Source organism: Rhizobium hidalgonense (genome assembly GCF_002914525.1).
GTDB lineage: Bacteria > Pseudomonadota > Alphaproteobacteria > Rhizobiales > Rhizobiaceae > Rhizobium > Rhizobium hidalgonense.
This window is the reverse complement of sequence record NZ_LODW01000057.1, coordinates 1-24264: the sequence shown is the minus strand read 5'-3', so window position 1 is coordinate 24264 and position 24264 is coordinate 1. Positions and strand designations below refer to the sequence as shown.

General features: G+C 59.7%; 27 protein-coding genes. 20 read left to right on the top strand and 7 right to left on the bottom strand.

Annotation, left to right across the window (positions count from 1 at the left end; genetic code table 11):
• The gene (locus tag ATY29_RS16730; RefSeq protein WP_097536972.1) at positions 1-1407 is read left to right on the top strand and encodes an FAD-binding oxidoreductase; all 1407 of its coding nucleotides are present in this window, start codon (positions 1-3) and stop codon (positions 1405-1407) included.
• Positions 1407-1988, top strand: a complete 582-nt coding sequence (locus ATY29_RS16725; protein WP_003568590.1) for an NAD(P)H-dependent oxidoreductase — start codon at positions 1407-1409, stop codon at positions 1986-1988. The genes ATY29_RS16730 and ATY29_RS16725 overlap by 1 nt, the downstream gene beginning before the upstream one ends.
• A 21-nt stretch (positions 1989-2009) precedes the next feature.
• On the opposite strand, the gene ATY29_RS16720 is transcribed toward ATY29_RS16725, so the two are convergent.
• Positions 2010-2399, bottom strand: a complete 390-nt coding sequence (locus tag ATY29_RS16720; protein ID WP_025418544.1) for a RidA family protein — start codon at positions 2397-2399, stop codon at positions 2010-2012.
• Positions 2400-2800: 401 nt separating this feature from the next.
• Between ATY29_RS16720 and ATY29_RS16715 the strand changes: the two genes are divergently transcribed.
• From ATY29_RS16715 to ATY29_RS16705, 3 genes are read left to right on the top strand one after another with little or no spacing between them, the layout of a single operon-like run.
• The gene (locus ATY29_RS16715; RefSeq protein ID WP_097536971.1) at positions 2801-4099 is read left to right on the top strand and encodes a CmpA/NrtA family ABC transporter substrate-binding protein; all 1299 of its coding nucleotides are present in this window, start codon (positions 2801-2803) and stop codon (positions 4097-4099) included.
• Positions 4100-4157: 58 nt separating this feature from the next.
• The gene (gene ntrB / locus ATY29_RS16710) at positions 4158-5051 is read left to right on the top strand and encodes a nitrate ABC transporter permease (RefSeq protein ID WP_097536970.1); all 894 of its coding nucleotides are present in this window, start codon (positions 4158-4160) and stop codon (positions 5049-5051) included.
• An 11-nt stretch (positions 5052-5062) separates the two neighbouring features.
• Positions 5063-5860, top strand: coding sequence for an ABC transporter ATP-binding protein (locus ATY29_RS16705; protein WP_003568586.1), 798 nt, complete (start codon positions 5063-5065; stop codon positions 5858-5860).
• 70 nt (positions 5861-5930) lie between these two features.
• Here the strand turns inward: ATY29_RS16705 and ATY29_RS16700 are convergent, their stop codons facing one another.
• Positions 5931-6623: a GntR family transcriptional regulator gene (locus ATY29_RS16700; RefSeq protein WP_003568585.1), complete on the bottom strand. Its 693-nt coding sequence runs from the start codon at positions 6621-6623 to the stop codon at positions 5931-5933.
• A gap of 337 nt (positions 6624-6960) precedes the next feature.
• Between ATY29_RS16700 and ATY29_RS16695 the strand changes: the two genes are divergently transcribed.
• The 7 genes from ATY29_RS16695 to ATY29_RS16665 all read left to right on the top strand — a co-directional run bounded on the left by ATY29_RS16695 (position 6961) and on the right by ATY29_RS16665 (position 13541).
• Complete coding sequence (locus tag ATY29_RS16695) at positions 6961-8088, top strand: BMP family ABC transporter substrate-binding protein (RefSeq protein WP_097536969.1); 1128 nt, start codon at positions 6961-6963, stop codon at positions 8086-8088.
• 23 nt (positions 8089-8111) lie between these two features.
• Positions 8112-9242 carry an ABC transporter permease gene (locus ATY29_RS16690; RefSeq protein WP_003568583.1) on the top strand — a complete coding sequence of 377 codons (1131 nt, stop codon included), beginning with the start codon at positions 8112-8114 and terminating at the stop codon, positions 9240-9242.
• Complete coding sequence (locus tag ATY29_RS16685; RefSeq protein WP_025418540.1) at positions 9242-10168, top strand: ABC transporter permease; 927 nt, start codon at positions 9242-9244, stop codon at positions 10166-10168. Before ATY29_RS16690 ends, ATY29_RS16685 begins: the two co-directional genes overlap by 1 nt.
• 104 nt (positions 10169-10272) lie before the next feature.
• Positions 10273-10974, top strand: a complete 702-nt coding sequence (gene biuH / locus ATY29_RS16680; protein WP_025418539.1) for a biuret amidohydrolase — start codon at positions 10273-10275, stop codon at positions 10972-10974.
• Positions 10971-12521 carry an ABC transporter ATP-binding protein gene (locus ATY29_RS16675; RefSeq protein ID WP_097536968.1) on the top strand — a complete coding sequence of 517 codons (1551 nt, stop codon included), beginning with the start codon at positions 10971-10973 and terminating at the stop codon, positions 12519-12521. Before biuH ends, ATY29_RS16675 begins: the two co-directional genes overlap by 4 nt.
• Entirely contained in the window at positions 12521-13189 is a 669-nt protein-coding gene (locus ATY29_RS16670; RefSeq protein WP_097536967.1) for a cysteine hydrolase family protein, read from the top strand. Before ATY29_RS16675 ends, ATY29_RS16670 begins: the two co-directional genes overlap by 1 nt.
• Positions 13182-13541, top strand: coding sequence for a cupin domain-containing protein (locus ATY29_RS16665; RefSeq protein ID WP_097536966.1), 360 nt, complete (start codon positions 13182-13184; stop codon positions 13539-13541). Before ATY29_RS16670 ends, ATY29_RS16665 begins: the two co-directional genes overlap by 8 nt.
• Before the next feature lie 346 nt (positions 13542-13887).
• Here the strand turns inward: ATY29_RS16665 and ATY29_RS16660 are convergent, their stop codons facing one another.
• From ATY29_RS16660 to ATY29_RS16650, 3 genes are all read right to left on the bottom strand, one after another.
• Positions 13888-14466 carry a hypothetical protein gene (locus ATY29_RS16660; protein WP_097536965.1) on the bottom strand — a complete coding sequence of 193 codons (579 nt, stop codon included), beginning with the start codon at positions 14464-14466 and terminating at the stop codon, positions 13888-13890.
• A gap of 30 nt (positions 14467-14496) precedes the next feature.
• Complete coding sequence (locus tag ATY29_RS16655) at positions 14497-15090, bottom strand: hypothetical protein (protein WP_097536964.1); 594 nt, start codon at positions 15088-15090, stop codon at positions 14497-14499.
• 161 nt (positions 15091-15251) lie between these two features.
• The gene (locus tag ATY29_RS16650; RefSeq protein WP_097536963.1) at positions 15252-15683 is read right to left on the bottom strand and encodes a SyrB2 regulator; all 432 of its coding nucleotides are present in this window, start codon (positions 15681-15683) and stop codon (positions 15252-15254) included.
• A gap of 737 nt (positions 15684-16420) precedes the next feature.
• Between ATY29_RS16650 and ATY29_RS16645 the strand changes: the two genes are divergently transcribed.
• The 5 genes from ATY29_RS16645 to ATY29_RS16625 all read left to right on the top strand — a co-directional run bounded on the left by ATY29_RS16645 (position 16421) and on the right by ATY29_RS16625 (position 20236).
• Complete coding sequence (locus ATY29_RS16645; RefSeq protein ID WP_097537003.1) at positions 16421-17605, top strand: MFS transporter; 1185 nt, start codon at positions 16421-16423, stop codon at positions 17603-17605.
• Positions 17606-17804: 199 nt separating this feature from the next.
• Entirely contained in the window at positions 17805-18347 is a 543-nt protein-coding gene (locus tag ATY29_RS16640) for a hypothetical protein (protein WP_097536962.1), read from the top strand.
• On the top strand, positions 18344-19561 hold the full coding sequence (locus ATY29_RS16635) for an Nramp family divalent metal transporter (RefSeq protein WP_097536961.1): 1218 nt from the start codon (positions 18344-18346) through the stop codon (positions 19559-19561). Before ATY29_RS16640 ends, ATY29_RS16635 begins: the two co-directional genes overlap by 4 nt.
• A 1-nt stretch (position 19562) precedes the next feature.
• Entirely contained in the window at positions 19563-19922 is a 360-nt protein-coding gene (locus ATY29_RS16630) for a hypothetical protein (protein WP_003568566.1), read from the top strand.
• A gap of 2 nt (positions 19923-19924) precedes the next feature.
• On the top strand, positions 19925-20236 hold the full coding sequence (locus ATY29_RS16625) for a PRC-barrel domain-containing protein (RefSeq protein ID WP_097536960.1): 312 nt from the start codon (positions 19925-19927) through the stop codon (positions 20234-20236).
• Positions 20237-20268: 32 nt separating this feature from the next.
• Here ATY29_RS16625 and ATY29_RS37195 read toward each other — a convergent pair whose 3' ends face one another.
• Positions 20269-20475, bottom strand: coding sequence for a hypothetical protein (locus tag ATY29_RS37195; RefSeq protein WP_193550363.1), 207 nt, complete (start codon positions 20473-20475; stop codon positions 20269-20271).
• Between the two features lie 114 nt (positions 20476-20589).
• Here ATY29_RS37195 and ATY29_RS16615 point away from each other — a divergent pair, with 114 nt between their 5' ends.
• The 3 genes from ATY29_RS16615 (at position 20590) to ATY29_RS16605 (ending at position 23758) form a co-directional block, all read left to right on the top strand.
• Entirely contained in the window at positions 20590-22134 is a 1545-nt protein-coding gene (locus ATY29_RS16615; protein ID WP_097536959.1) for an MFS transporter, read from the top strand.
• A 216-nt stretch (positions 22135-22350) separates the two neighbouring features.
• Positions 22351-22653, top strand: coding sequence for a hypothetical protein (locus ATY29_RS16610; protein ID WP_097536958.1), 303 nt, complete (start codon positions 22351-22353; stop codon positions 22651-22653).
• Positions 22654-22666: 13 nt separating this feature from the next.
• Positions 22667-23758 carry a sialidase family protein gene (locus ATY29_RS16605; protein WP_097536957.1) on the top strand — a complete coding sequence of 364 codons (1092 nt, stop codon included), beginning with the start codon at positions 22667-22669 and terminating at the stop codon, positions 23756-23758.
• A gap of 64 nt (positions 23759-23822) precedes the next feature.
• Here the strand turns inward: ATY29_RS16605 and ATY29_RS16600 are convergent.
• The coding region (locus tag ATY29_RS16600) for an AMP-binding enzyme (protein WP_425299330.1) at positions 23823-24264 on the bottom strand (442 nt) is incomplete at its 5' end.

Genomic DNA, 24264 nt, shown 5'->3' with positions numbered 1-24264 from the left:
ATGCCGGATTATCAAACGATCAGACAAGAACTCGAGGGCATCGCCATCGAAGACAATCCGGCGCTGGTGCGCCAGAAGAGCCGCGATTTTTACTGGTATTCGCCAATACTGAAAGCGCAGCTCGACAATGTGACGGCCGATCTCGTCGTCACGCCGAAAAACGAAGACGATGTCATCCGGACGCTGAAGGTCGCCTTCGCCCACGGCGTGCCGGTCACGCCCCGCGGCGGCGGCACCGGCAATTACGGCCAGGCGATGCCGCTCTCCGGCGGGATCGTGCTGAACCTTGCGGCCATGGACAAGATCAAGGAGATCCATCCCGGCCGAGTAATCTGCGAGCCCGGCATCATCATTGCCCAGCTCGACAAGCAGACCAAGGCCCATTCCGGCCAGGAGCTGCGGTTCCATCCCTCGACGGCGCAAATGGCGACCGTCGGCGGCTTTATCGCCGGCGGCTCCGGCGGCGTCGGCTCGATCACCTGGGGTGGCTTGCGCGATCTCGGCAACATTCTGCGCCTGCGCGTCGTCACCATGGAAGCCGAGCCGCGCGTGCTCGATCTCACCGGCTGGGACCTGCAGAAAGTCAGCCATGCATACGGCACCAACGGGATCATAACCGAAATCGAGATGCCGCTCGCGCCTGCCTATGACTGGGTCGACGTTCTCGTCGGTTACGATGACTTCATGGCGTGCGTGCGCTTTTCGGATGCGCTTGCCAAATGCAACGGCATCCTCGTCAAAGAGATCGCGCCGATCGCGGCGCCCATTCCGCACGACTATTTCACTCGCCACAAGCCCTATATCCGCAAGGGCCAGTCGGTGGTGGTGTTGATGATCGCGCCGCATGCGATAGATGCCTTTCTCGCCTTCACCTCGGCCCACAAGGGCGAGGTCATCTTCCGCTCCGACAAGGTCGAGAGCATGAAGGGTATTCCGCATGCCTATGAGCTTGCCTGGAACCACACGACGCTGCGGGCGCTGAAGGTCGATCCCGGCTTCACCTATCTGCAGGTCCAGTACCCGGGACCAGATCACGTCGCCAAGGTCGCCAAAATGGTGGAAATCTTCGGCGACGAGGTCCCTGGTCATCTCGAATTCATTCGGTTCGACGGGCAGATCCAGTGCTCCGGCCTGCCGCTGGTACGCTACACTAGTGAGGCGCGGCTCGAGGAGATTATCAAGATCCACCAGGATCACGGCTGCCCGATCTTCAATCCGCACCGTTACACGCTGGAGGAAGGCGGCATGAAGCGCACCGACAAGGTGCAGCTCGCCTTCAAACACGAAACCGATCCCAAGGGGTTGCTCAACCCCGGCAAGATGATCGCCTGGGAGAACCCAGACTTCGATTTCGATGCCGGCAAGAACTATCTCTTCCCAGGGCTTGCAAGCGTCATGGAGGCCTGATGAGGGTTCTTGTGCTGCATTCGCACCCGGTGGAGGAAAGCTACGGCAAGGCGCTCTACCAACAGTCGCTGGAAAGCCTGCGCAAGGCCGGCCACGAGGTGGATGCCTGCGATCTCTATGCCGAGAATTTCGATCCCGTGCTCTCTCGCCACGACCGGCTCATCTATCACGATTATCCCGGCAATACCGAGCTGGTGAAACCTTATGTCGAGCGACTGAAGCGAGCCGAAGGGCTCGTGCTGGTGACGCCGGTCTGGAATTTCGGTTTCCCGGCGATCCTCAAAGGCTATTTCGACCGCGTCTGGCTACCGGGCGTCTCCTTCGAACTCGTCGACAGCAAGGTGGAATCGCGGCTACGCCATATCAGGAAGCTTGCCGCGGTGCTGACTTATGGAGCAACGCCATTCCGCGCCTTCGTTGCCGGCAATCCGCCGAAGAAGATCGTCAAGCGCGTGCTGAGAGCACAGATCAATCCGCTGCGGCCTGTCACCTTTCTCGCTCATTACGACATGAACAACTGTACGCCTGAAACGCGGGAGAGGTTTCTGGCGAAGGTGAAGACGTCGATGGAACGGTTCTGAAGCGCATCGCGCCGCCGGACATCATAATATCTTGGCGGCTGTGACCTCGACTTCGACAAGGAAATCCGGCCGGGTGAAGCCGCCGACGATGATCAGTGTCGAGACGGGCTTCGGGTCGAGCGTATAGCGATCGCGCACCGCCATATAGGCTGGGAAATCCTCCCGTTTCGTCACGAACCCGGAAATGCGGATAACGTCCGCAAAACTCATCTCCGCATCGGCAAGGATGGCCTTGATCGCTTCGAAGCATAGCTCGGCCTGTTTGCCGATCTCCTCCGGCACTTCGTCGTCGAGACCAATTCCGAGCTGGCCTGAGGTGACGAGCAGCGACGCGCCCGGCGGCACGAGCAGCCCATGATTATAATTACCGAACGGACGGCGGACAGAGGGCGGATTGAAAGTCTTCTTCATCGGCATGTCCTGCTCCAACCAGAGTACAGCGTGTCATATCGAGTTTCTCCCCATTTCGCCACCGTGTGCGGTGCACAAATAGAACGCTGTTGCAAATGCAGGCGCAATACAAACGCATAAATCATGATCACATTTTCTCTTCGTCCAATAAATAGGCAATTCCTGTTTTCGGCATTTCGTCATTCTGTTCATGAGGTTATCCGAGCTTTGGAAATTGGCACGCTGATTGCAGGCCTTCACAATGCATCGGTCAACGGCGATCGGTGCAGATAGGCGCGACATAAGCGCTTACACAAGACACCGACGTCGCAAGGATTGCCATCCGGGGTTCTCCCCTCCGGTGAACGCATTCCGGCGGCGTTTTTTTGTGTCCAAATTCAGCCAGCAGAGGGAACCTGCGCATGACAAAAAATTCGAAACCCGGCATCACCCGCCGTACCATGCTGAAGACAACTGCAACGGCCGCCCTCATCGGCGCCGTCAAGACTGCCTTTCCGTCCGGCGCCTTCGCCGCTGGGCCAGGTCCTGAGGTGAAAGGCGTCAAGCTTGGGTTCATTGCCCTGACGGATTCCGCACCGCTGATTATCGCCAAGGAAAAGGGGCTTTTCGATAAATATGGCCTGCCCGAAACGGACGTCGCCAAGCAGGCCTCGTGGGGCGCGACCCGCGACAATCTCGTGCTCGGCGGCGCTGCCAACGGCATCGACGGCGCGCATATCCTGTCGCCGCTTCCCTATCTCATGCACACCGGCAAGGTGACGCAGAACAACAAGCCGGTGCCGATGGCGATCCTGGCCCGGCTCAACCTCGACAGCCAGGGCATTTCCGTCGCCAAGGAATATGCCGACACCGGCGTGCAACTCGATGCCTCGAGGCTGAAGGCGGCCTTCGAGAAGAAGAAGGCCGAAGGCAAGGAAATCAAGGCGGCGATGACCTTCCCGGGCGGTACCCACGACCTCTGGATCCGCTATTGGCTGGCCGCCGGCGGCATCGATCCGAACAAGGACGTTTCGACGATCGTCGTGCCGCCGCCGCAGATGGTGGCCAACATGAAGGTCGGCAACATGGACGTCTTCTGTGTGGGCGAGCCGTGGAACGAGCAGCTCGTCAACCAGGGTATCGGCTTTACCGCAGCCACCACCGGCGAGCTCTGGAAGGGACATCCCGAAAAGGCGCTGGGGCTGCGCGCCGAGTGGATCGAAAAGAATCCCAATGCCGCCAAGGCGCTGCTGATGGCCGTGATGGAAGCTCAGCAGTGGTGCGAAAGCATGGATAACAAGGCGGAGATGGCCGACATTCTCGGCAAGCGCCAATGGTTCAACGTCCCGACGAAAGATGTGCTCGGCCGCCTCAAGGGCGACATCAATTATGGTAACGGCCGAGAGGTCAAGGCCACCGACCTCTATATGAAGTTCTGGAAGGACGGCGCCTCCTATCCGTTCAAGAGCCACGATAGCTGGTTCATGACGGAAAACATCCGCTGGGGAAACCTGCCAGCGACGACGGATGTCAAGGCGTTGGTCAACCAGGTGAACCGCGAAGACATCTGGCGCGAGGCCGCCAAGGATCTCGGCGTCGCTGCAGCCGATATTCCCGCATCGTCTTCCCGCGGCAAGGAAACCTTCTTCGACGGCAAGGTCTTCGACCCCGAAAACCCCTCCGCCTATCTCGACAGCCTTTCGATCAAGGCCGTCGCCTGACCCCGCCTCCGGCGCGCCATCGGTGCGCCGGCCTTTCATTCCTGTGAGGAGCGCGTCGATGTCCGCCCTGGCAAATAAACAAAATCCCTCCCCGGTCGCCTCCGCCCAACCGGCAGCAAAGATCGTGCCGTTTTCCGGCAAACATGGCTCGCGGTTCAACCTTCGACAGGCGGGGTTGACCGCAGTTTGCAATGTCGTTCCGCCGATTGCCGTTCTCGCGCTCGTTCTGCTCGTCTGGCAGGTGCTGTGTTCCTCGGCGGATGCATCTTTGCCCTCGCCGCATCAGGTCTGGCAGGAGAGCTATGATCTGATCGCCTATCCCTTCTTCAACTACGGTCCCCAAGATATCGGGCTCGGCTGGCGCGTGCTCGTTTCGCTGCAGCGCGTCGCTTATGGTTTCGGTCTTGCCGCGGTCGCCGGCGTCATCATCGGTGCGATCATCGGCCAGTCGGTCTGGGCGATGCGCGGCCTAGATCCGATCTTTCAGGTGCTGCGCACGGTCCCGCCGCTCGCCTGGCTGCCGCTGTCGCTCGCAGCCTTCCAGGATTCCAGTCCTTCTGCGATCTTCGTGATCTTCATCACCTCGATCTGGCCTGTCATCATCAACACCGCCGTTGGCGTCCGCAACATTCCACAGGACTACCGCAACGTCGCCGAGGTGCTGCGTCTCAACCAGCTCGAATTTTTCTGGAAGATCATGCTGCCTTCGGCAGCGCCCTATATCTTCACCGGCCTCAGAATCGGCGTCGGCCTTTCCTGGCTCGCGATCGTCGCGGCCGAAATGCTGACCGGCGGCGTCGGCATCGGCTTCTTCATCTGGGACGCCTGGAACTCGTCGCGCCTTCCAGACATCATCGTCGCGCTCGCCTATATCGGCATCGTTGGCTTCGCCCTCGACAAGCTGGTGGCAGCGCTCGGCAAACTCGTCACCCGCGGCGCCATGGCCAGCTGAGGAGCGCATCTATGAACGCCTATCTCAAACTCGACCATATCGATAAACATTTCGATCGGGGCGGCGTTCGCGCCGAGGTGCTGAAGGACATCAACCTGACGATCTCAGAGGGTGAATTCGTCTCGATCATCGGCCATTCCGGCTGCGGCAAGTCGACCCTGCTCAACCTCATTGCCGGCCTGACCCCGGTTTCGTCAGGCGCCGTGCTGCTTGAAAACCGCGAGGTCAACGAACCGGGTCCGGAACGTGCCGTCGTCTTCCAGAACCACTCGCTGCTGCCCTGGCTGACGGTCTACGAGAACGTCAATCTCGCCGTCTCCAAGGTCTTCGGCAGAACAAAGACCAAGGCCGAGCGGCACGACTGGGTCATGGCCAATCTCGATCTCGTACAGATGGCGCATGCGAGAGACAAGCGGCCTTCGGAAATATCAGGGGGCATGAAACAGCGCGTCGGCATTGCGCGTGCGCTTTCGATGGAGCCGAAGATCCTGCTGCTCGACGAGCCCTTCGGCGCGCTCGATGCGCTGACCCGCGCCCATCTTCAGGACGCAGTGATGGAGATCCATGCCCGGCTTGGCAACACGATGGTGATGATCACCCATGACGTCGATGAGGCGGTGCTGCTGTCCGATCGCATCGTGATGATGACCAACGGCCCGGCGGCCCGCATCGGCGAAGTACTCGATGTAACGATGCCTCGTCCCCGCCATCGCATCGAACTCGCCTCCGACCGGACATATCTGAAATGCCGCGAAGCCGTGCTGAAGTTCCTCTATGAACGCCATCGCTTCATCGAGGCTGCGGAGTAAATGCAAAGGCAGCCGCGGCGGCTGCGGCCGCCGGGGCTTTCGCCTTGTCGCGGACGGACCGCGCGTGATGTCAGGTGCTTCGCGCGCTCGGCTCGCCGGTTGCGGCAAAGACCGCGCTCGCATCGCTGACCATCTCCACATGGGAATAGGCTGCCTGTGCGGCAGCAGTACCGTCCGCTCGCATGATCGCAATTACGATCCGGCCATGCTCCTCGTAGGATTTTGCCAGGCGGCCGGGCAGCCGAAACTGCGCTCGTCGAAAGGGTGCGAGCCGTGCCCGTGTCTGCGTCACCGTCTCGTAGATATGATCATTATGCGCGCCGCGATAAAGGCGGGAATGGAATTCGGTATTGTGCGCCGCATAGTCCTCTTCCGCGCCGGTATGCACCAGCTTCATCGATGCCTTGTGTTCCAGCTCCAGCGTGCGCCGCTCATCGACTGTCATGCGCTCGGCCGAGAGCCTGGCGCAGATCGCTTCGAGTTCCGCCATCGCCTCGAACATCGAATGCAGATAGGTTTCGGTCACGGTGGTGACGACGGCGCTGCGGTTCGGCTCTCGGTCGACAAGCCCCATCGCCCCAAGTTCACGGAGCGCCTCGCGCACCGGTGTGCGCGAGACTTCGAAACGAGCAGCGAGCGAGACTTCATCAAGCTTCTCGCCGGGCAGCATCTGCCCGGTGACGATCATGTCGGCGATCGCCCGCACCATCTGCTCGACGGTCGTCCCTGCCCTGATGATTTCTCTGCGCCTGACTTGCTTCAAGGACTGATTCTACATTGCTAGGATTGCATACACATGCCCGCTAACTCAGGCCAAGTCAAACATCAGTATATATTACTGATGACACTCGCAAAAATGCATTTTCACCGAGGGCTTAATCAGCATTTTAAGCCCAGCGACGGCGGTGTCGGACAATTTTATAGGCGATGCATATTTTTTCATCGTATGCCAAGTGAAATTGCATGCACTTCTTGCATTCCGTCTGCAGACAGAAAAATTTCATTCATGAAATCAATAGAATAAAATCTGGCATGACCATTGCATACACTTTCCTGTAACCAATTAAAACCGGCAGAACCGCCGTCAGGGGAGCATTTCGATGACCAGACTCCTTTCCATGAAACGCCGCCATTTTCTTCAGGCTTCCGCCGCCGCCACGCTCGTCGGCGCGGCGCCCGGTCTCCTCTCCTCGCGCGCATTTGCGCAGACGGCTCTCACTGTCGGCTTCATCTATGTCGGCCCCAAGGATGACTATGGCTACAACCAGGCGCACGCCGAGGGGGCTGCTGCCATCAAGGCGATGCCTGGCATCACCGTCGTCGAAGAAGAGAACGTGCCTGAAACGGTCGACGTGCAGAAGACGATGGAATCGATGATCAATCTCGATGGCTCCGCCCTGCTCTTCCCGACCTCCTTCGGCTATTTCGATCCACACATGCTGGCCATGGCCGCCAAGTATCCCGATATCCAGTTCCGGCATTGCGGCGGGATGTGGCAGGAGGGCAAGCACCCGGCCAATACCGGCTCCTATTTCGGTTATATTTTCCAGGGGCAATATCTGAATGGCATCGCCGCCGGCCATGCGACGAAGAGCAAGAAGATCGGCTTCGTCGCCGCCAAGCCGATCCCGCAGGTCCTGCAGAATATCAACGCATTCCTCCTTGGCGCGCGCGCGGTCGATCCTGGTATCACCTGTCAGGTGATTTTCACCGGCGAGTGGTCGCTCGCCGTCAAGGAGGCGGAGGCCACCAACGCGCTGGTCGACCAGGGCGCCGATGTCATCACCTGCCATGTCGACAGCCCGAAGGTGGTGGTCGAAACGGCCGCCGGCCGCGGCGCCTTCGTCTGCGGCTACCACGCCAACCAGAGCCCGCTTGCGCCGGAGAAATATCTCACCGGCGCCGAATGGGCCTGGGGCAATGTCTATGGCGACTTCGTCAAGAAGGCGCAGGCCGGCGAAAAGCTCGGCAACTTCATGCGTGGCGGCCTGAAGGACGGCTTCGTGAAGATGAGCGCGCTCGGCCCCGGCGTTTCCGAGGCAGGCCGCAAGGCGTTCGAAGCGACCCATGCCGACATGATGAAGGGCGGCTTCTCGGTCTTCAAGGGGCCGCTGAAGGACAACAAGGGTGACACTGTCGTGGCTGCCGGCAAGGCCTATGCGGAAGAAGCGATCGAGCTTGAAAGCATGAACTACCTGGTCGAGGGTGTCGTCGGGTCGACGGCGTAAAACCGCGAGAGGGGAGAAGCGCCATGACCGTTCAGGCCGATGACCCCGCAATACCAGTCGTCTCCGGCAACCGCGCCTCGCTGCGTCCGCTGTTCGAATGGATGGCGCGCAGGGCCGAACCCGTCATCATCGGCCTTGCCGCCATCCTGATCGGGCTCGGGCTCTTTTCCCTCTTCATCCTGGCGATCGGCAAATCGCCGGCCATGCTCTTCCACCTCATGTACACCGGCGGCTTCGGCAGCTGGTTTTCGGTACAAAACAGCTTAAGCCGTGCCGCACCCCTTCTCCTGACGGCACTCTGCGTCGCCCTGCCCGCCCGCCTCGGCCTCGTCATCATTGGCGGGGAAGGAGCGGTCGTGCTGGGCGGCGTTGCTGCCGCCGCCATGGCCATGCCGCTTGTGAACTCTGTCCCTGTATTTCCCACTCTCATTCTGATGGCGATGGCCGCCATGGTCGTCGGCGGCGTCTGGATCGGCTTTGCCGGCTTCCTGCGCCACTACCGCGGCGTCAACGAGACCATCTCCTCGTTGCTGCTTTCCTATATTGCCATCGCCCTGATGAACCAGTTCGTGGAAGGGCCGCTGCGCGACCCCGCCAGTCTGAACAAGCCCTCGACCAGGCCGTTACCGGCCGACTACATGCTCGGCAACATTTCCGGCATGGATGTGCATTGGGGCCTCGTCATCGGCATCCTCGCCTGCATCTTCTCCTGGATCCTGATCGAGGTTACGAGCTACGGTTTTGCCGCGCGCATCGCTGGCGGTAACGTGCGCGCCGCCCAGATCCAGGGCTTGCCGGTCGGCAGGCTGATTGCCGGCTTCACAGCGATCGCCGGTAGTTTCGCCGGTCTTGCCGGCATGATCGAGGTCGCCGCCGTCCAGGGCAGCGCCAATGCCTCGCTCGCCGCCGGTTACGGCTATACCGGCATCCTCGTCGCCTTCCTCGCCCGACACAATCCGCTGGCGATCATCCCCGTTGCGATCCTGCTCGGTGGCATAGAGGCCTCGGGCGGCCTGATCCAGCGCCGCATGGGCCTGCCCGATGCCACCGTATTAGTGCTGCAGGGCACGCTCTTCATCGTCATCCTCTTCTGCGAGACCTTCTACGGGCGCCTCAGGATCTTCAATCCCGACCTCTGGAAAAGGAGCCTCTGATGGATGAGACGGGCATCGGCATCTGGGGCGTGCCACTCGCGATCCTGGCGGGCGCCATCCGCGTTTCCACCCCCTTCATCTTCGTCAGCCTCGGCGAGACGATCACCGAGCGCTCCGGCCGCATCAATCTCGGCCTGGAAGGTACGCTCGTCTTCGGCGCGATGACGGCCTACGCCGTCGCCGTCATGAGCAATTCGCCCTGGCTCGGCGTGCTTGCCGCCATGGCGACCGGAGCCACGTTCGGTCTCGTTCACGGCTGGATCTGCAAATGGCCGAAGGTGAACGACATTGCGATCGGCATCGCCATGATGCAGTTCGGCCTGGGCCTCGCCTTCTTCCTCGGCAAATCCTTCATCCAGCCGGTGGCGCCGCATCTGCCGTCCATCCCGTTCGGCTTCTGGTCGAGCCTGCCGCAGATGCAGGCCGCGCTGAACATCAATGTGCTCTTCATCCTCGGCGCCTTGCTTGCCTTCGCGCTCCGGTGGGGTTTCATGAATACGCGGGTGGGTCTCATCCTGCGCGTCGTCGGCGACAGCACGGATGCAGCCCGCGCTATGGGCATCAACCCGGATCGAGTGCGTCTGCTGGCCACCGCCGCGGGCGGCTCGCTGGCGGCGATCGGCGGCGCATATCTCTCGCTCTATTATCCCGGCTCCTGGAACGAGGGTATTTCGTCAGGCCAGGGCCTGATGGCCGTGGCGCTCGTCATCTTCGCGCGCTGGAACCCGATCGGCTGCTTCCTGGCATCCCTGCTCTTCGGCGGCGCAGGTGCGCTCGGTCCGGCACTGCAATCTATCGGCGTGACCCACGGCTACTATCTCTTCTACGCCGCGCCCTACGTGCTCACCCTTATCATCATGATCGCGACCTCCTCGCCGACACGCTCGCTTGCCGGTGCGCCGGGCGCGCTGTCGCTGACAAAATGACGAGGGAGCAGCTGACGTCCAGCCTCGGCGCATCGAAAGGACCACAGCGGTCCAACCGCGACGGCAAAACATTCAAACTTGCGGGCAAATAGGAGAAGAAGCCGATGGACGCCATGGTCGAGACCAAAGGACATTATATCGACGCCGATCCCTATCCCTGGCCCTATAACGGCGCCTTGCGGCCGGACAATACGGCCCTCATCATCATCGATATGCAGACCGATTTCTGTGGCAAGGGCGGCTATGTCGATCACATGGGTTACGACCTGTCGCTGGTTCAGGCGCCCATCGGGCCGATCAAACGCGTGCTGGCCGCCATGCGCGCCAAGGGCTATCACATCATTCACACCCGCGAGGGTCATCGGCCCGATCTCGCCGACCTGCCGGCCAACAAACGCTGGCGTTCACAGCGCATCGGCGCCGGCATCGGCGATCCAGGCCCGTGCGGGCGCATCCTCACACGCGGCGAACCAGGCTGGGACATCATTCCGGAACTCTATCCGATCGAAGGCGAGACGATCATCGACAAGCCCGGCAAGGGTTCTTTCTGCGCCACCGACCTGGAGCTGATCCTCAATCAGAAGCGCATCGAGAACATCATCCTGACCGGCATCACCACCGACGTCTGCGTCTCCACGACCATGCGCGAGGCCAACGACCGCGGCTTCGAATGCCTGCTGCTGGAAGATTGCTGCGGCGCGACCGATTACGGCAACCACCTCGCCGCCATCAAAATGGTGAAGATGCAGGGTGGCGTCTTCGGCTCCGTCTCCAATTCCGAAACGCTCGTGAGCCAGCTGCGATGAGCACGATCCGCGACACGCCACTCCCGCAAGCCGGCAGGGCCGTCGGCATCGACACGATCGACATGACGATGCGCTTCGGCAGCTTCACCGCGCTCGAGCATGTCTCGATCAAGGTGCCTGCGGGCAGCTTCCATGCCCTGCTCGGCGAAAACGGCGCCGGCAAGTCGACGCTCGTCAAATGCATCATGGGTTTCTATCACGCGACATCGGGCTCGCTCTCCGTCGATGGTCGCGAAGTGGCGATCGCCTCGCCCAAGGACGCTGCGACCTATGGCCTGGGCATGGTCTATCAGCATTTTACGCTGGTTGCTTCGCTAACGGGTGCCGAAAACCTCGTCATCAGCCGGGCCGAAGTCCCCGCTATCATCAATTGGGCGAAGGAGCGGAAGGATCTTGCAGCCTTCATGGAGCGAATGCCCTTCAAGATCCCGCTTGACCGGCCGGTGAGCGAGCTTGCCGCCGGCGAGAAGCAGAAGCTCGAAATCGTCAAACAGCTCTATCTCGGCCGCTCCTTCCTGGTTCTCGACGAGCCGACCTCGGTGCTGACGCCCGCAGAAGCCGATGAGATGCTCGGCCTCGTGCGCGCGATGACGCAGCGTGGCGAGCTGACCGTGCTGATGATCTCCCACAAGTTCCCCGAGGTGGCGAAATTTGCCGATGCCGTCTCGATCCTGCGGCGCGGCAAGCTTGTCGGCACTGGAAAAGTCGGCGAAGTTTCCACAGCCGAGATGGCGGCGATGATGATTGGCGACGTCAAACTCGCCGAACTCGATGCCCGCGTCCCCGTCCCGGAAACCGCAAAGCCGGTCCTCGAAGTGGCGCAGGTCAAAGCGCCGGATCGGTCCGGACTCAAAACCATCGAGATCGACAATCTCATGGTGCGCGCCGGCGAGATCGTCGGTATCGCCGGCATATCGGGCAATGGGCAGAAGGAACTGACGGAAATCCTTGCCGGCCAGCGGCCGACCAATATCGGCCGTGTCAGCGTCAAAGGCGCGGCTTATAGCGCAACACGTCGCGAGACCCGCAAGAACAATGTGCGCTTCATCCCGGAGGAGCCACTGCAGAATGCCTGCGCTCCGAAAATGACCGTCAGCGAAAACCTCGCCTTCCGCACTTTCGACCTGAAAACGGGCGGCAAGAACGCGATCTGGCTGAACAAGGGCGAGATGAAGAAGCGCGCCACGGCGCTGATTTCCGACTTCAAGGTGAAGACCGCTTCCGCCTCATCGCCGATCGCGGCACTTTCGGGCGGTAATGTGCAGCGCGCGGTGCTCGCCCGCGAGCTCACCGGCGAGGTGGACCTGCTGATCGTTTCCAACCCCTGCTTCGGTCTCGATTTCTCGGCCGTCGCCGAAATCCGCGCCCGCATCATGAAGGCGCGCAATTCCGGCACTGCGGTCTTGCTGCTTTCCGAGGACCTCGACGAGTTGCTGGAGATGTCCGACCGCATCATGGTCATCTCCGAAGGCAGGCTGGTCTACGAGACACCGGCGCGTTCGGCCGACATCGGCGTGATCGGCGCCCATATGGCGGGGCATCACTGATGGCGGAGATCAAGGCAGAACCCTTCGCCTTTCCGGTGAAGCATGACCAGCTCGCGCTTATCGTTATCGACATGCAGCGTGATTTCGCCGAGCCCGGCGGCTTTGGCGCCAGCCTCGGCAATGACGTCAGCCGCATCACCAGGATCGTTCCCGATGTCAAACGCTTGATCCAGGGCTTCCGATACGCCGGATTGCCGGTCATCCACACGATGGAATGCCACAGGCCCGATCTTTCGGATCTGCCACCGGCAAAACGCGACCGCGGCAATCCCACACTCAGGATCGGCGACGAAGGCCCCATGGGCCGTGTCCTCATCGCCGGCGAGCCCGGTACCGCGATCTTGCCGGAACTTGCGCCGGTCAAGGGTGAAGTCGTGATTGAAAAGCCGGGCAAAGGCGCCTTTTACGCAACCCAGCTCGGCGAGGTATTGCAGCAGAAGCGCATGAAGCAGCTGGTGTTTGCCGGCGTGACGACGGAGGTCTGCGTGCAGACGACAATGCGTGAGGCGAACGACCGCGGCTATGAATGCCTGCTCGCGGTGGAGGCGACGGAAAGCTATTTTCCGGAGTTCAAGGCTGCAGCCATCGCCATGATCCGCGCCCAAGGCGCAATCGTCGGCTGGACGGCCCATGTCGACGACATATTGGAGAGCATCGCCCATGCCTGAAACGACCCGCGAGCTGCTGACCTCGGGCGGCTGGAAGGATCTGGAGTTCGGACCTTTCCGCGATCAGGTGACGATCCACTGGATCCGGCCCTTCGAGGGCGACCAGCCCGGCGTGGCGCTCCTGAAATACGAAGCCGGCGCCGGCGTTCCCCGCCATCGGCACCAGGGGCTGGAAACCATTCTCGTGCTCGACGGAGTGCAATCGGATGAAGCCGGCGATTACGGCCGCGGCAGCTACATCGTCAACGCCCCTGGCAGCGAGCACTCGGTCTGGAGCGACACCGGCTGTGTCGTGCTCATCCAATGGGACCGACCTGTGACAATATTGGAGGAGCGTGAGCGTAACGCCTGAGCGCCAGGCAAACACATGGCGTTAACGGAGCCCCTGCTCCGGCCATCAGAGCTCCAGCTCCGCGGTTGAGGAAACGTCAAAACTATTGCAGGTCCACCATGCGCTCCTATTGCTCTCTAATCCAATCTGGAAGAAATTTTCAATGGCAGGTCATGGGGGCTGAATCAGAGAGCTGCTCTCCACCTCTGGCGCAGTCCAAGGGAATCGAATTATTCACCCCTATCCTCGGCCACGTGGCATAAAGACATCCAAAAATCGGCATTCGCAGACTGAAGTACAGGCGTTCGGCGCGATGGAGACGGCGGAGGCCACATGGCCGAACGCGGGAACTTTCAGAGGTACAAACTCAAGAGACGTCAAATCGCTCGAGCATCTTTCGAAGCTGCAGGTTCTCTTGGTGTAGTTGCCTGATCAGCAATACCTTGAGCCGTCGGTTTTCCGTATCAAGCACCGCCAACTCGTCAATTGGTGCTTCAACCTTTGCGGCGGATGCCTGGCCGCGCTCGTCACTTTCACCATGTAAGGAATGTTCCAAGCGGCTCTCGTCCATGCGGGGCGCCGCTCCTCGAGCCCGCCGTTTGACTGCATGTTTTGTCGATCTTGAGATGGCGCCAACGGAGCCTTGATCGGTTTTCAAGGAAGGTATCTGCACGGCGTCGGTCAATGACGGCGCAAGCTGTTTTTGGTTGCTGGCGTTATCCCTCTCATCGAGATGATTTCCCGACCGCTGCTCCTGCGGCATTTCTCCAGGCTGATTTGAAACCGCCAATCCCATTTTCGATTCGAATAGGTGCGGCGCGTCCGTCTCGGCCTGACGGGCAAAAGCCTTGAGATCGGTATTTCCCCAGATTGAATCCGGCTGCGTCGTTGATCGCCGGCGGCCCGACTTGAATTCGACGACGAACTTTCGCTGCGGTGTTTTCATTTGTATTCGACCTCTACTTCTTTACCAAGCTCACGAAACGTCGAACCGCTTCAGCATCTTCTTCAGTTGAGCGTTCTGCAGTTGGAGCTTCTGAGCAAGCTCGCTTTTCAGCGTTTTGATGTCCTCATCAAGGCTCGCCACTTCGTCGAAGAAGGCACCCCGAGAGGATGACGGCTGCACGCGTTGAGTTTCCTGCGCGGCGATAGTGCTTCGCGCGACCACGTCTGCCTGGGTTCTCTTTGCACGTTCACGGTGCTTCGTCGGAGCATTTCTTTGAGACTTTAAACTTGTCCCGCTGATCGGCGCCGGTACATCAGACCTGCCATCAGAGGGACTGGCCTCCTTTGCCGAGGCTGCCCGCGCCGCCTCATCGCTCCGCCGCACCAATGCATGCCCGGCTTCGGGACCGGCTTCCCTCTCATCCGAGCCCGCCGGAACGTGAAAGGCCGGGACAGCCTCATTGCGATCTGCGGAAGCGGAACTTTCGGAGGGGAGTTTCTGCGTCTGCTGCGTGTCGTTATCGTGAGCCTCGGGATCGGAGGCATGTCCGATCGCGCTCTCCTGCCCCTTTGCCGGTCGCCGCCGCGACGTCAATTCGACAAGGAATTTCCATGGTGTTTTCATGGGCACTTCACCTCAATCAACCCCGACTGCTATTCGGCGGCAGTTGCTCTAACCTCACTGGCCGTCCGGCTGGGCACGAGGACGTGCCCAGCGACTATTTCTCCTGCCGAAGATGCCGTGGCTGGGGCCGCCGTCGCGGCCGGATTACATGTGTGCTCTGATCAACCAAGCCCGAGCCGTTTGCGAAGATCGGTATTTTCCTGGCGCAGCTTTTCAGTCAGTAATTTGCGCAGCCGCTTGTTCTCTTCTTCAAGCTGGATCAAATCTTCCAACTCGTCTATTGCGGGTGCCGATACCTCTGCTTTTCGCTCGGCAGACTTCGCCGACCTTCTCCTCGAAACGCCCTTGAGCGCGCTCTTGCTCTCGGAGACTTTCGCCTCGGTCGACTTCGGCTTTCTTCCCCTGCCCCGTCCGCCAGGTTTTGCCACACCTGCCGCCGACGAGGGTCCGGTCACCGCCTCCGATGCGGCAGGAGCCGGTTCGGCAGCTTGCTTTTGACGACGCGGCGCGCGCTGTTTCTTAACGTCCGTTTTTATCGGCGCATCGGTTTCCGCAACTCCGGTAGCGGTGCCTGTATTATTCTCTTCAGCCATCGGTCATCTCCTTTATAGCCAAGTTTCTTTTCAACTGACTGAAAGACGGAGTCAACAATGGCGCTATGGGATCGTGGACGAGCGGTGGCAGCAGTGCGCCATTCTCAGGCCTAAAGGAAGGCCGAACGTCCGTCGCTCGTGAAGGGATCTGAACCAGCGTCGACTCATTCAAATGACCTGAGCATTGTCAAAACCGACCTTTGACGCGTGAGGCCTATGATGCCGGGACATCGGCGATAGAGACGATCGGCTAATTCAGCTTCCGCAAAATCGCGCGGTAGAAGTCGCACCCGTAAGCGCGCCGTGACGGGCCGATTTGACAAAGAGTTCGTGGAACGACTGGCTGGATCAGGCGCCGGCGGTCTCCATATCCGCGCCGCTGAAAGGAGAGCCTGCTGTGGAAAATGGTGTCACCGCAGGCAAATGAGCTCCTCAACATCGACGCCGCACTGCTTCATCTTCGGCCAGTGGTGTTGACGATCGCTGGTCGAGCCTCACGACATTGGCAGCGATGCGACGGCCTGCGTTGCCGCCGCCGCCGTGCGCTGGTGAAGATTACAATGATCGCGCCTTTCCAAAAGGTGATGGCGCGGGTGATCACGAAGAATGTCAAGCAAGACCGCCTGCTCCGTCGCAGCCATTCAGAAACAAGTTTTGAACTCCGGCCCGTTGAGGTATTCGTCACAGATCCCAAAGCGCGTCTTGTGCTTCGACGCGTCAATCCCCGGAGTTGCATCATGAAAATTGCGCCGCAGCAGCGGATCTATGTCTGCTTCTTTCTCTTCGCCGTGTCGCTGGGGGCGCTGCTGTCGAGGATGCCGGATTTGCAGGTTTCGCTTGGAGTCGATAAGTCCGAGCTTGGGTTGACGTTGATAGGGGCTGCGATCGGCGCCTTGATCTCGTTGACTTTGTCTTCGCGCTTGATCGCCCGGCTCGGTGCACGGACGACGGCGTTTATTACAGTTCTCGGCACGTCTGCGCTGCTGTCGCTGGCGCCATGGATCGGTGCTGCGCCGGCCGTGTTCTGTTTGCTTTTCTTCGAGGGACTGCTCGCCGGAGCGCTGGAGATCAATCTCAACGTCGAGATCGACCGCATCGAAGCGCAGCTAGGACGCGGCGTAATGAACAGAGCGCATGGTTTCTGGAGCCTCGGCTTCTTCGTCACGGCGCTTGTCTCTTCGGTCGTCCGCCAAGCCGGTATTTCGATGCAGCTCCATCTCGCCGTGACCTTTATCGCGGTCCTTGTCATCGGCATCTGGGCAATCGCCGGCATGCGCAATGCGCCAGCCCGTATTAGGTTGGACGAGGGCAAGGCGCCGCCGGTGGCGCTTCCTACGTGGGGACTAATGCCGCTCTGCGTAATCGGCATTGCCGCCTTTCTCGTCGAAGGTGCCGGAATCGACTGGTCGGCGATCTATATGCGCGACGTGTTTTCAGTCGAACCTTTCATCGGCGGGCTGGGACTGACACTCTTTACCTTTTGCATGGCGATGGCGCGCCTGTTCGTTGATCCGCTGGTCGATCGGTTTGGCGCGCGCGCCGTCGCCACGATGCTGCTTGTTCTTTCGGCAACCGGCATCTGCGCCGTCTGGGGCGCGCCCCATGCCTATGTCGCACTGACGGGCTTTGCCTTGATGGGCGCCGGCTGCAGCGCGGTTTACCCCCTCGCCGTCTCGGCGGCTGCCCAGCGCACTGACCGCGCGGCGTATCTCAACGTCGCCGCTCTCGGCCAGATGACCTTCGTCGTCTTCTTCCTGGCGCCGCCGCTGCTCGGTTTCATCGCCGAACATGCAGGCATCAGGACATCCTATCTCGTCTGCCTTCCGCTAATCATCTACGCGCTCCTTTCGGTCAAGGCGCTTGCCCCGCGCCGCGCTGCCGGCGGCGGTAGCGCTACCGCTGTTCGGAGTGTCAACCGATGACCGATCGTGGTGCCGGTTCCCTACTGCGGGATTGATACAGCTAAAGAATAGGTGATGACGCCGGGCTCTATTGACTACTTGGTGTCTACGGCCTCCCTCGCCATGTGTTCTTACATGAGGGCGGAACTAAACTGATCGGTAAACGGTTGTTTAGTAACCCAAACCGCGATTTCGGCGCGTTCTTCAAAAGGAGCGCATCTTGACCCATAATTTTCCGGCGCGCACCTCCTCTACCCGTGACAGACGAGCGCCGAAAACTCGCGACGTCGCACTGGCCGGCGACACGGCAGATGCAGGCCAAGGTCACGTTCGCGTCGTTTCACGAAGAAGGGTGAAACGAAGTCCGGGGTGGTCGAACAGAGCGTTATCTGCGGTTCTATTGCTGTCACTCGTCTCCTGTACGAACAAGGATGAGCAGTCTCACAAGCAAATGCAGGAAATCCTCCTGTGGAGCGCCAGCGCCGAGATGATCCTTGATGCCCGCCTTGGCGGACGTGTTCCAGAAGGCTTTACCGATCTTGCCGTGCAACGATGCCATAGGGAGATATTGCAACTTTCATCGCAGCTGCCGCAAACCTCGAGATATGACGAAGCGAGAGCGGCTGTCGTTAGGCTCAATGGATTGATCGCCGCGGCGCACGACGAGATCGGACAGGGACGATTCGACCAGGCCCATCAAGATCTTGTCGAGCTTCACAGCTACGAGGTCGACCAGCGTATACTCCTTGGTGCAGGCGGATGAAAAAGCTGCTTCAAATTTCGCTGGGGATAGTCACCAGCGTCGGGGGATTTATTGAAACCGGCCAGATCGCAACGTCGAGCCAGGCGGGGGCAGCCTATGGGTTCAGCTTGCTTTGGCCCATTGTCATCGGCACGGTATGTCTCATCTTCCTGATTGAAATGTCGGGGCGATTTGCCATTGCGAGCCGTCACACCGTCGCCGATGGGATGAGGGAACGTTTTGGAGCGAATTACTTCCTGGTCACTTTATCGATCATTTCGATCGTCAATCTGCTCGTCCTCGCGTCAGAGATTGGCGGGATTGCGCTAGCACTGCAATTTGTCAGCGGCGTCGGTTTTCAGTGGTGGGCCTTGCCGGTAGCCTTGACCGTATGGCTTCTGCTCTGGAAGGGCACATTCGGCATGATCGAAGATGGTGTAGCCCTCATGGGCTTGGTGGCGGTATGCTTTGTGGTGGGTGTATTTGTTATGGATCCGCCCTGGCTGGAGGTGGCAAAAGGGCTGGTGCCGATGCTGCCGGATAAAGAGCCGCTGCACTATGGTTTCATTGCTGTCAGCATTCTCGGCGCCGTGATAGCCCCGTTTCTGTTCTTGTTTTACTCGTCAGGCGCGATCGAGGAAAAATGGGATAAGAGCTTCCTCGGCGCCAATCGGGTAATCGCGACGGTGGGGATGAGCTTTGGCGCCGTCATTGCAGCGTCAATCCTGATCGTGGCAGCACTCGTCTTTCCGCCGCGCGGCATCACCGATATCGAAGGATATGACCAGATTGCGCCGATATTGACCCCAGCATTGGGCAAATGGGGTTTTTACCTTTTCGCGGCAACGCTTGGAATCAGCTGCTTCGGCGCTGCGCTCGAAGCAAGCCTTGGTCAGGCATACCTGGTTGCGCAGGGTTTTGGCTGGAATTGGTCGGAAGATGCCAAGCCCCAAACCGATCCAGCATTCTCCCTTGTTTATACAGGCTTCATCGGTATCGCCGTCCTGCCGATCGCGATTGGCGTCGATCCCCTGCAGCTGACGATTTTCTCGATGGCGATCACTGCGTTGGCCTTGCCCTTCGGCGTAATTCCGTTTCTGTTTTTGATGAACGATCGCAATTTTGTTGGGAAGCACCGTAATGGATGGATCAGCAATACCGCCGTGTTAGTGATTATCGGCCTGTCGTTCATCGTCGCCCTCATAACTCTTCCCCTGCAGATCTTTGGAGGATGATATGCTTCTGATCCGCGAAGTGCTTGACAAGCAAATGGTCGACAAGAAGCAAAACCGTATCGGCAAGGCAGACGGCGTCGTCCTCAGCCTTTCTGACGGCGACGCTCCCAAAGTCGCGTTCATCGAAATGGGTAGTCTGACGCTGTCGCGGCGGATGGGCCGCCGGCCGCATCGCTTCCTTCTTTGGCTTTTCCGAGCAGCTGGAATAGATGAGAATGCCACGGCATTCCGCGTGCCCTGGGAAAAAGTGAGGGACGTTGGGATCAACATCGAAGTAAATGTGGATCGTCGCGAGACGCCGTTGGAGCAGTGTCAGGATTGGCTGAAGCGCCACGTGATCACGTGGATCCCGGGAGGATAATAATGAACGAGGTTCGGCTCGAACTGCTGCTGGGAAAACAGGTCTACGACCTCGACGGCAAGGCCATTGGCCGTGTGGAAGAGGTCAAGGCTGAAGCATGTGGCGCGGATCTCTGTGTCGTGGAATATCACCTCGGCGTCTACAGTCTCTTCGAGCGACTGTCGGCCCTAGCCATCGGTCGCGCGGTACTGACCGCGATAGGGGCGGCAAAATCCGGCAGCAAAAAAGCGGTTCCATGGGACAAGCTCGATATGCGGGATCTCAAGTACTTGCGAGTGACTTGCCGGGAAACCGCCCTGCAGACGCTCGATTGAAGCAGCCTTTCCAGATGTCGCACGCCTCGCCGTTACAGCTCCTCGCCCAACATCACTAGCGACGCCACGTCAGCCTCCCGCCCATCACCGAGTGCCTTCGCGAGGACCGGTGTCGATGGACCTGGCGCATGGACGTTGACGCGGCGTGGGGCCAGTTCCAATGCCAGCCCTCGGCTAGCGGCGCTCTTCTGCGCTTCGGAGAAATAATAGCCGGCGACCTCGAGTGCGTGATGACGCATTGGGAGGCCGCCGCCAATCTCGGCGACCTCGAGGGCCTTTAACCGAACCGAATCCGCTCGATCGTCGCTTCTCTTACACTATATCTGCCCGGATCGAAGAAATGGGAGCCGAGGATGCAGGAGGAAGGAACAGGAAACCGTGAGCAGCTTGCGGGCCGTCGCGAATGGATCGGCCTTTACGTTCTGTCTATCGCCTGTCTGATCTATTCGATGGACCTATCCGTCCTCTTTCTTGCGATGCCAGCGATTGTCGCTGATCTCGACCCATCCGCATCGCAGCTTCTGTGGATCAACGACATCTATGGTTTCATGGTTGCCGGTTTTCTCGTCACTATGGGTACATTAGGAGACCGGGTCGGGCGTCGGCGTGTGCTGTTGTACGGCGCTGTCGCCTTCGGCGCCGCCTCCGCTTTGGCCGCTTTTTCAAGCTCAGCCCAACAGTTGATCATCGCCCGGGCGCTCCTCGGGATTGCAGGTGCAACGGTTGCTCCCTCGACCTTGTCGCTCATTGCCAACCTCTTTCAGAACGAAGCGGAACGAAATCGGGCCATCGGCGTCTGGGGTAGCGCTTTTGCTCTCGGAGGCCTCGTGGGGCCGTTGGTCGGCGGCGTGCTGCTGCAATATTTCTACTGGGGTTCGGTGTTTCTGATCAATATTCCGGTCATGCTGACACTGCTGATCGTCGCCCCGCTCCTGTTGCCGGAATACAAGAACGACGAAGGCGGCGAGCTTGACCTGCTCAGCGTCCTCTTGTCGCTGGCGACCGTCCTGCCGATCATCTATGGCTTCAAACATATGGCGGCTGATGGTTTCGAACCGATTCAGCTGGTCCCGGTCGCCATCGGGCTGGTGATCGGCGCTCTATTCGTGCAGCGCCAAAAGCACCTCGTCCATCCACTGATCGATCTCAGCCTTTTCCGCATCCCAGCCTTTACCGCTTCCCTGATGGTCAATCTCGCCGCGATGTTTTTCGTTTTCGGCGTATTCCTTTTCCAGAATCTGTTTCTGCAGCTCGTGCTTGGTCTGTCGCCGCTCAAAGCCGCATTGTGGTCCATCCCACCGTCGCTCGTCTTCACCATCATGTCTTTTCAGGCCTATCGCTTCACCAACCGTTTCGGACCGGTTCGTACGGTTTTGACGGGCCTCGTCATCAATGCTGCCGGAGTGGCTGCGATGGCCGTCGCGGCCTATAATCAAAGCCTGCTCGGCGTTCTAGGTTCGAGCATGCTGATTGCCCTCGGTTTCGTGCCTGTCGTTCTCACCACGACAGGCCTCATCGTCGGCACCGCCCCGCCCGAGCGCGCAGGCTCGGCCTCGGCAATATCGGAAACCAGTGCGGAATTCGGCGGTGCCCTCGGTGTCGCCGTCCTTGGCAGTCTCGGCACCGTCGTCTACCGGATGACGATGGGTGACGTGAACTTGAGCGGCCTCGATGCCATGCAGGCATCGGCAGCCTCCGCCACGCTTGCCGGCGCAGTCGAGGTCGCAAAGACCCAGACCACGACCCCAATATGGCTCGAAACGGCAAAAATGGGCTTCTCGCTCGGCTTCGCAGTCTGTTGCGCCCTTGCCTCTGTCACGCTGCTGTTTCTCGCGATCGTCGCCCGCAAAATATATGTGCGCGCCCACATCGACGAAGACGGCGTGCTTCCGCATTGAACTCTCGCTCGCGGGCCGTCCCTTTTAAGAGCGCACTTCGAGGAGGAGAATGCGGGGACGGGCAGACAGACAATCGAGTTCCGAGCATCTAGGCCTGCCGCGATCCAGCGGTCGGGAATGTCGGTCCTGAGATCAGGACTGCTGTCGCGCAACGCACTCAGCATTGATGGAACCTCGTCAGATGTCCGATGTTTCCCCAGGCAAGGAGATGTCACCATGCATTTGGTACAGATGTTTATTCCAGCGGCATCGCAAGTAGGTATCGATGCCGAAGAACTCATTGCCACTGTCCAGCACGAGATGACGGAGCGGTTCGGTGGGGCGACGGCCTATCTCAATTCCCCCGCAGAAGGACTTTGGTCGAACGGTGCGAGAGAGGAGGAGGATGTGGTTGTTGTGATCGAAGTCATGGTGGACGATCTCGACCGGACGTGGTGGCATCAGTATCGACGTAAACTCGAACAACTGCTCAAGCAGAAAGAACTGCTTGTTCGGGCGCTTCCTGTCGAAACGCTATAACAGAGGCAACCCGATGGACATGCAATTCCGCCATTTTGAAGTTTATCGCAAACCCGGCGAGTTCGCGGGCTGGCCGGCGAACTATGGGTTATGGTCTTGGGGTGACGAAACGGTCGCCGTATTCGCACGCGGAAAACTCGGACCGAAAGGGGAGATCCACGAACTAAACCATAATTTCCCATTCGTACCATGGCAGGCGCGCAGCTTAGACGGAGGCCTGTCATGGACGAGCGAACCGTTCTCAGGCCATGTGCCGGGCGGACGTTCGCTTTCGGCAGATGAACACTTGAGTTTCGATCTCAAGGTTCGCCCGCATCTGTCGATCGATGATGACCTTCGTGGTCTGGATGATCCCATAGACTTTCAAGACGATGAGACGATCGTCATGTGCGCCAGAACCGATGTGTATGGCGATGCTATGAGCTGGTTCTATGTCAGCCGGGATCGCGCGCTGACGTGGCAGGGCCCATATCGCTTCACCGGTTTGGACCTTCCGATCTCAGCGCGCACCGATATTGTTGCTCTTGGCACGGACGATGCCCTCTTCCTGCTGGGTACCTCCAAATACGATGGGTCCGAAGGCAGGGTTTTCTGCGCACGCACACAGGATGGCGGGCGCAACTTCGTCATTCAAGGCTTTCTCGATGCGGCACCTGCCGGATATTCGATTATGCCGGCATCGACGATGCGCTCAAGCGGGGTAATCTTGACCCTGACGCGCTGCATGGGAACGGGCTGCGACAAAGGCTGGATAGAAGCCTTCGCTTCAACCGATCATGGCAAGAGTTGGACCGCCAAAGGCTCTATCGTCGACACTGGCAGCAATGGCAACCCGCCGGCCCTCGTGTCGCTCGCCGGCATGCTCGTCCTCGTTTATGGCTACCGTGATCCACCCTTCGGCATCAGGATGCGCGCCAGTTCCGACCAGGGTAGAACATGGAGTGCCGAGACGATCATCCGGTGCGACGGCGGCACGCCTGATCTCGGCTATGCTCGTGCCGTGAAGACTGGCGAGGGCTCTATCCTGGCAGTTTACTACTTCAACGATGGTAGTGGCGCTGAGCGCTACATCGCCGCCTCCGCCATTACACTGACCAGAGACTGAAAAAGGTAATTTTTGTTCATATCGTTGATTTCTGGAACTTCATGACGATTAGGCGAAGATGTCGTTACGGAGTGCATGCCGTCCAATTCTGCCGGTTGCCGATCAGGTCGTCGACAACAGCCGGATCGGCGAGCGTCGAGGTATCCCCAAGCGCACCGAAATCGTCTTCGGCGATCTTGCGCAGGATGCGGCGCATGATCTTGCCGGAACGGGTCTTCGGCAGGCCGGGCGCGAACTGGATCTTGTCGGGTGCGGCGATCGGGCCGATTTCGGCACGCACATGTTTCACCAGTTCCTGGCGAAGCGTGTCCGTCCCTTCGTGACCGGCCATCAGCGTCACGTAACAATAAATGCCCTGGCCCTTGATCGGGTGTGGATAACCGACGACCGCGGCTTCCGAAACCAGATGGTGCGAGACAAGTGCGGATTCCACCTCTGCGGTGCCCAGCCGGTGGCCGGAGACGTTGAGCACATCGTCGACGCGTCCGGTGATCCAGTAATAGCCG

Coding starts and splice junctions, on each gene's coding strand:
- ATY29_RS16730 (WP_097536972.1), top strand. CDS start 1: ATGCCGGATTATCAAACGATCAGACAAGAACTCGAGGGCATCGCCATC.
- ATY29_RS16725 (WP_003568590.1), top strand. CDS start 1,407: ATGAGGGTTCTTGTGCTGCATTCGCACCCGGTGGAGGAAAGCTACGGC.
- ATY29_RS16720 (WP_025418544.1), bottom strand. CDS start 2,399: ATGAAGAAGACTTTCAATCCGCCCTCTGTCCGCCGTCCGTTCGGTAAT.
- ATY29_RS16715 (WP_097536971.1), top strand. CDS start 2,801: ATGACAAAAAATTCGAAACCCGGCATCACCCGCCGTACCATGCTGAAG.
- ntrB (WP_097536970.1), top strand. CDS start 4,158: ATGTCCGCCCTGGCAAATAAACAAAATCCCTCCCCGGTCGCCTCCGCC.
- ATY29_RS16705 (WP_003568586.1), top strand. CDS start 5,063: ATGAACGCCTATCTCAAACTCGACCATATCGATAAACATTTCGATCGG.
- ATY29_RS16695 (WP_097536969.1), top strand. CDS start 6,961: ATGACCAGACTCCTTTCCATGAAACGCCGCCATTTTCTTCAGGCTTCC.
- ATY29_RS16690 (WP_003568583.1), top strand. CDS start 8,112: ATGACCGTTCAGGCCGATGACCCCGCAATACCAGTCGTCTCCGGCAAC.
- ATY29_RS16685 (WP_025418540.1), top strand. CDS start 9,242: ATGGATGAGACGGGCATCGGCATCTGGGGCGTGCCACTCGCGATCCTG.
- biuH (WP_025418539.1), top strand. CDS start 10,273: ATGGACGCCATGGTCGAGACCAAAGGACATTATATCGACGCCGATCCC.
- ATY29_RS16675 (WP_097536968.1), top strand. CDS start 10,971: ATGAGCACGATCCGCGACACGCCACTCCCGCAAGCCGGCAGGGCCGTC.
- ATY29_RS16670 (WP_097536967.1), top strand. CDS start 12,521: ATGGCGGAGATCAAGGCAGAACCCTTCGCCTTTCCGGTGAAGCATGAC.
- ATY29_RS16665 (WP_097536966.1), top strand. CDS start 13,182: ATGCCTGAAACGACCCGCGAGCTGCTGACCTCGGGCGGCTGGAAGGAT.
- ATY29_RS16660 (WP_097536965.1), bottom strand. CDS start 14,466: ATGAAAACACCGCAGCGAAAGTTCGTCGTCGAATTCAAGTCGGGCCGC.
- ATY29_RS16655 (WP_097536964.1), bottom strand. CDS start 15,090: ATGAAAACACCATGGAAATTCCTTGTCGAATTGACGTCGCGGCGGCGA.
- ATY29_RS16650 (WP_097536963.1), bottom strand. CDS start 15,683: ATGGCTGAAGAGAATAATACAGGCACCGCTACCGGAGTTGCGGAAACC.
- ATY29_RS16645 (WP_097537003.1), top strand. CDS start 16,421: ATGAAAATTGCGCCGCAGCAGCGGATCTATGTCTGCTTCTTTCTCTTC.
- ATY29_RS16635 (WP_097536961.1), top strand. CDS start 18,344: ATGAAAAAGCTGCTTCAAATTTCGCTGGGGATAGTCACCAGCGTCGGG.
- ATY29_RS16630 (WP_003568566.1), top strand. CDS start 19,563: ATGCTTCTGATCCGCGAAGTGCTTGACAAGCAAATGGTCGACAAGAAG.
- ATY29_RS16625 (WP_097536960.1), top strand. CDS start 19,925: ATGAACGAGGTTCGGCTCGAACTGCTGCTGGGAAAACAGGTCTACGAC.
- ATY29_RS37195 (WP_193550363.1), bottom strand. CDS start 20,475: ATGCGTCATCACGCACTCGAGGTCGCCGGCTATTATTTCTCCGAAGCG.
- ATY29_RS16615 (WP_097536959.1), top strand. CDS start 20,590: ATGCAGGAGGAAGGAACAGGAAACCGTGAGCAGCTTGCGGGCCGTCGC.
- ATY29_RS16610 (WP_097536958.1), top strand. CDS start 22,351: ATGCATTTGGTACAGATGTTTATTCCAGCGGCATCGCAAGTAGGTATC.
- ATY29_RS16605 (WP_097536957.1), top strand. CDS start 22,667: ATGGACATGCAATTCCGCCATTTTGAAGTTTATCGCAAACCCGGCGAG.